The 5418-nt window shown below is 42.1% G+C and carries 4 protein-coding genes and 1 pseudogene; all 5 read right to left on the bottom strand.

Going from position 1 to position 5418, the window contains the following annotated elements:
* Positions 1–21: 21 nt before the first annotated feature.
* A complete protein-coding gene (locus H5202_RS17455) occupies positions 22–738 on the bottom strand; it encodes a 3'-5' exonuclease (protein ID WP_182773200.1) in 717 nt (238 codons plus the stop codon).
* 10 nt (positions 739–748) lie between these two features.
* Positions 749–2626: a putative nucleotidyltransferase substrate binding domain-containing protein gene (locus H5202_RS17450; protein WP_182773199.1), complete on the bottom strand. Its 1878-nt coding sequence runs from the start codon at positions 2624–2626 to the stop codon at positions 749–751.
* Between the two features lie 670 nt (positions 2627–3296).
* Complete coding sequence (locus H5202_RS17445; protein ID WP_182773198.1) at positions 3297–4502, bottom strand: ABC transporter permease; 1206 nt, start codon at positions 4500–4502, stop codon at positions 3297–3299.
* The gene (locus H5202_RS17440) at positions 4502–5212 is read right to left on the bottom strand and encodes an ABC transporter ATP-binding protein (protein ID WP_182773197.1); all 711 of its coding nucleotides are present in this window, start codon (positions 5210–5212) and stop codon (positions 4502–4504) included. Before H5202_RS17440 ends, H5202_RS17445 begins: the two co-directional genes overlap by 1 nt.
* 11 nt (positions 5213–5223) lie before the next feature.
* A pseudogene (locus H5202_RS17435) lies at positions 5224–5418 on the bottom strand (efflux RND transporter periplasmic adaptor subunit); the annotation flags it as partial.

Here is a 5418-nt window from a genome sequence, read left to right as displayed (position 1 = left end):
AAATTTGTGGTTAGCTAAACTTTATAACCACAAATTTTTAATCGCAGTGTCAGGGTTAAAATGATATTTAATTTGAGCTTGCAGTAACTCAGCGGTGGCTATCGCATCGGTCAATGCATCATGGGGTGCGTAAGCAGGTAAGTGATAACGTTCGCGGCTATTTGCAAGCCGAATTGATTCTGTACGCTTTCTTTTAAAGAAACTGAAGAAACCCTGCGATTTTTCTCGTTGCACATTAGCCTCAATCTGCATGGTATCGATAACCGGAAACATAATGCCTTCATTAATCAACATGCGCAAAGTGTGATCGAGAAAATCACGTTCAATATGCCGATAATGTACCACTACAACTTTTCCGGCTAGTTCATTTAAAAGCTGCTCCAAAATCAACAAAATATCGGGTGCACCTTGTAAATCTGAGTGGGTGATACCGTGAATAATAATAGAGTCTTCTTGTAATTTATCTTTAGGGTTGAGATACCATTTTTTTGCTTTTCGGCAGAAAATACGCTGTAAGGTAAATGGCACTAGGCCAATACTAATGATGCTGTTTTTCTGTGAATCCAAACCTGTAGTTTCAAAATCCAATGCGACAAACTCAATATCACTTAACGGTGTTTCATTGTGATAGGTTCCCGCATGGTAAAAATCATGCAAACGTCTATCTTTACTGTTCTGCACTTTTAATTCTAAAAAGGCTTGCCAGTTTAAAATCGCCTGGTTATTGAAATTAGTCATGAGTTAACCTTTAAAGTTTGTTAGAACTGTAACGATATTTCAAAAAGTTCTGCGCATTGCTTAACACTAAAAAGGCATCTTTAAGGTTGCGTCGTTCAAAGTCAGACATACTTTCCGGCTCAATATTGTTATCGGGCTCAATTCCAGACTCTATATCGGTTGACTGATGACGCAAACGTACCAGAGAGATAAGCTCCATAGCATGTTGTAAATCTTCGCCTTTGGATGTGGGCAGAATACCCGCGTCGATAATATCTTCTAAACGTTCAAATGAGTTTTGCGATTGCGAGCCGATTGCTAAGGCATGTACTCGGATTAAATCTGCCAATGGAGCTGTACCACGGCGTTTTAAATTAATAGAGTTATTATGACGACCATCTTTTTCCATCACAAAATCTTTAAAGAATCCCAGTGGTGGTTTTCGGTTAAGGGCATTGTGTGCTAAACAGGCTAAAAAGCGATTATTCTTCTTGGCCTTGGTTAAGATAAATGCATTAAGTTGTTCCGCCCATTTGATTCGGCCATAAACACCCGTAAGATCAAAGAAAATAGAGCAGTTTAATAAAGCTTGTGGGTTGGGATTTTCTATCCAGTCACCGAAACATTCTTCCCACTGGGCGCGTGTTTTACGGTATTCAGGGTTACTTGCCATAATATCACCAGTGCAGTAACTGTATCCGCAAGCAGCTAAGCCATCACAAACAAAGTCAGCTAGCTTTTCAAAATACCCACCATGTAACGCAACGTTGTAGCTGTTATCAAGGATAATGGCATTATCTTGATCGGTCACCATAAGCTGCTCGTCTCGGGCCATCGAACCCAGTGCTAAAAAGCAATAAGGAACAGGCGGTGTACCAAACTTTTCTTCTGCAAGTTCTAACAAACGTTGTTTAAAGTTACGGCCGATTTCAGACATTGCCCGCCCGACCATATGTGAATTAGCGTCTTCATTAACCATGCGCACAAAACAGTTTTTCAACTGTGCAGACAGCAGGACTAAATCTTCACAACTTTTTTGCTGGAAGATGCTGCTTACAAATAACAAACTATTTTGCGATTCGTAGCGAATGATATCCGCAACTTCAATTAAACCAATTGGTTTTTTGTTTTTGAGAATGGGCAGATGATCAATATTATTGCGCAGCATAAGTAACATCGCTTCAAAAATATATGCGTTATGATCCAGTGAGATTAAATTAGTCGACATGACTTGTGAAATAGGATTATCAACGCTTATCCCGGCAGCAACGACCTTAGCGCAGAGATCATGTTCGGTAATTATGCCAACGAAACTACTATCTTGTTGATCATCTATATCAGGATCATTAATTAATACCGCAGAAATGTTTTGTTCAGCCATGATTTTGGCCACAGCTTGTATGGTGCTATTACAGGATAGAACCATTGGCTCTCTAGTCACCAAGGTTGTTACTTTGGAGGTGGTCAGTGCATTTGCATCATCGGTTTTACCCTTTACAGCTTGTTTTAAACGAGTGGTATCCTCAGCCTCAACAAAATCTGCAAAATCGTCATAATTCTCACACAAACTAGTGAATACAGACTCAGGAATACAGTATACCAGGGTATCTTTTACCGCTTTGGCAGGGAAACGCACCTTATTATTGGTTAACAATCCCATTTGGCCGAATAACTGCCCCTGATCTAGTCGATTATAAAGTTCACCTTTACGGCGATATAACTCAACGACTCCGCTGCGGATCATATATAGCTCTTTAATGTTGTCATTAAAGTTAACGATCATGCTGTCTGTGCGGTAATAAGAAATCTCAACACTTTTAGCAACGTCAATTAAGACTTGTTCTGGAAGCTGATCAAAAGGGGCGTGCTGAGCAATAAAGCCCTGAATTTCGAGTACTTCGGCTGTCATTAATTGGCCTGCTAGTTGTGGTGACTGGAATATTGTTAATGTCTATTTAGTTATCATAAGAGTAAACGTTATAATTTCGGCCGCCATTATTGTGGTCGAATATATCGCGCTTGCTGAGGTATTTAGTTACCTCAGATACCTTTATTTACCTTCAGTTGCTACAGGTAATGGATGATGACATAGCCAACACAAACGATAATCTATTTAGGTGATTAACCATAGTAGCACTGCTGTTCCGGTATTGTCCGTAAAGCACTTCTGAGTGGTCAGATTATGAGTTGTTTTACTAAAATAAGTGCCAATATTGACTATTAGCTCCAGTAGCACAATTCACTTTTAGCCTTAAGATCGTGGTTAAATAAATGATTCTGATTTTATAGTCAGAATACATAACCCACTGTGAATGTGAGTAAAGCCGCAGTACTGTATTGCATTGAGTAGTTGATTTTACAAATGGATATATTGGTGTCTTAACTGCCAGCCTATTGATTATTGCTTCGATCGTGAGTGGATGATGACTTTTTGTTGTTAGATTCATTAATACTTTGACTATTTAATATGTAATTAATGACAGCAACATTGCAGCCTACCTGCTGAATCTATCTCGCGCTGATAATCCCTAATAAAACCTTTGAAGCTTGTTAATGTGGATCTACTTTCAGGATAAAGGTTATTCATGACGCAAGGCTTCTATTGGATCAAGTTGCGCGGCTTTACGGGCAGGGAAATAGCCAAAGATGACGCCTACAGCTGCAGAGAATAGAAACGATACCACCACAATACTCATGTTAAATACAAACGGCACTTGTATTAAATTTGCCAGCGCAACAGAGCCGGCCAATGCCAATATAATACCGACGATGCCACCGAGCGAAGACAGCACAATGGCTTCGACCAAAAACTGCAGCAGGACTTCTCGTTCAAGTGCGCCGATGGCTAGGCGAATGCCGATCTCTCGTGTGCGCTCAGTGACCGACACCAACATGATGTTCATAATGCCAATGCCGCCCACCAGCAAACTTACTGCCGCAACGGCACCGAGTAGCATAGTTAACACTCGTGTTGTACCACTGAGCATATTGGCGATTTCTTTGAGATCCATTACCGAAAAGTCATCATCTTCATTGGCTGATATATGGCGACGTTCACGCAGCAATTCAGTCACAGATTGTTCTACTTTCTGGGTTGATACGCCATCTTTAACTGATATTTGGATCAGTCTGACATCCTGATTACCGGCGAGACGTCGCTGAAAAGTGCGTAACGGGATCACCACCAAATCGTCCTGATCCATTCCCATGGTTGATTGGCCCTTGGAAGCCAACAGCCCTATGACTTCACATGACAGCTTTTCTAGGCGGATTTTTTGTCCAATTGGGTTTTGTTCCCCAAACAATTCCTTGCGAACTGTTTCACCTATTATGCAAACAGCCTTGCCGGCGCGTAATTCACTTTCGACAAACTGACGCCCTGATTTAAATTGCCAGTTTCCGGCTTCAAAAAGTTGATTGGTTGAACCGCTAATACTGGTACTCCAGTTTTCATTGCCGAAAACGACTGTAACACTCTGCGATGCGGAGGGAGCAACTGCGCTGATGTTGCTTATTTCTCTGCTGATTGCTTCAGCATCATCGAGACGAAATGCCGATGCTGAAGAGCGTTGACCCATCCCCATCCGCTGACCGGGTGAGACCATTAACAGATTACTGCCCAAGCTCGATATTTGTTGTGTTACCTGTTGTGTTGCACCACCACCGATAGTGACCATAATAATCACCGCCGCTACACCAATGACAATACCCAAAACCGTAAGAAATGACCGCATCACATTGCGACGAATTTCTCGCATAGCCAATAATAAAGCATTCCATAACATCAGCTGTGTCCTTGGTTGTTGGCATCATGAGCGACTAAACCATCAAGGAAGTGGATCTGACGTTTGGCAAATGCTGCCATGTCTGGCTCATGAGTCACCATTACAATGGTGATGCCTTGGTCACGATTAAACGAGCTTAACAGTTCCATGATTTCTCGACTGCGCGACGAATCCAGATTCCCCGTGGGTTCATCGGCTAATAACACCGAGGGCTGAGTCACTATCGCGCGGGCAATTGCTACTCGCTGTTGTTGGCCACCAGATAACTCTTCTGGAGTGTGATCTTCCCAGCCGTTAAGGCCGACTACTTTAAGTGCATTTAATGCATGTTCACGACGCTCGGCCGTTTGCATGCCTCGATAGATAAGTGGTAGTTCGACATTTTCCAGCGCAGATGTTCTGTTGAGTAAATTGAATCCCTGAAACACAAAACCGAGATAGTTGCGTCGTAGTAGTGCTAATTGATCGCGAGTTAATGAACCGACATCGATACCATCAAACTTATAACTGCCTGCCGTGGGGGTATCTAGACAACCTAGCACATTCATGCAAGTTGATTTACCGGATCCACTAGGGCCCATCACCGCGACAAATTCGCCTCGTTCGATGGTTAAATTTATTCCGCCCAGTGCTTTCATTTCAGCTTGTCCTGAGCCATAAACTTTGGTTACACCCCTGAGCTCAATCAAGGGTTGTTGTTGATTGTGCATGATATCCTTCACTATTTGCTGCTGATGGTATCGATAATTAATTCCATGCCTATTTCAATGTCGCCAGCAGTGATTTCAGTATTAATTCCATCACTGGAACCCGTGGTCACTTCAATGGCAATGGGCTGGCCGTTGCGTAGTGTCCATATATGTTGTTGATTTTTATTACTGTTTTCTACGTGTTCTTGTGGTTTTGAGCTGCTTGG

Origin of the sequence: Shewanella sp. SG41-4 (assembly GCF_014164505.1) — a bacterium.
GTDB lineage: Bacteria > Pseudomonadota > Gammaproteobacteria > Enterobacterales > Shewanellaceae > Shewanella.
The sequence above is the reverse complement of the archived record's forward strand: the minus strand, read 5'-3'. Positions and strand labels throughout refer to the sequence as shown.

Excerpts from the sequence above, each read along its gene's own strand:
- H5202_RS17450 (WP_182773199.1), bottom strand. The coding sequence starts at position 2,626 with ATGACAGCCGAAGTACTCGAAATTCAGGGCTTTATTGCTCAGCACGCC.
- H5202_RS17445 (WP_182773198.1), bottom strand. The coding sequence starts at position 4,502 with ATGTTATGGAATGCTTTATTATTGGCTATGCGAGAAATTCGTCGCAAT.
- H5202_RS17440 (WP_182773197.1), bottom strand. The coding sequence starts at position 5,212 with ATGCACAATCAACAACAACCCTTGATTGAGCTCAGGGGTGTAACCAAA.
- H5202_RS17455 (WP_182773200.1), bottom strand. The coding sequence starts at position 738 with ATGACTAATTTCAATAACCAGGCGATTTTAAACTGGCAAGCCTTTTTA.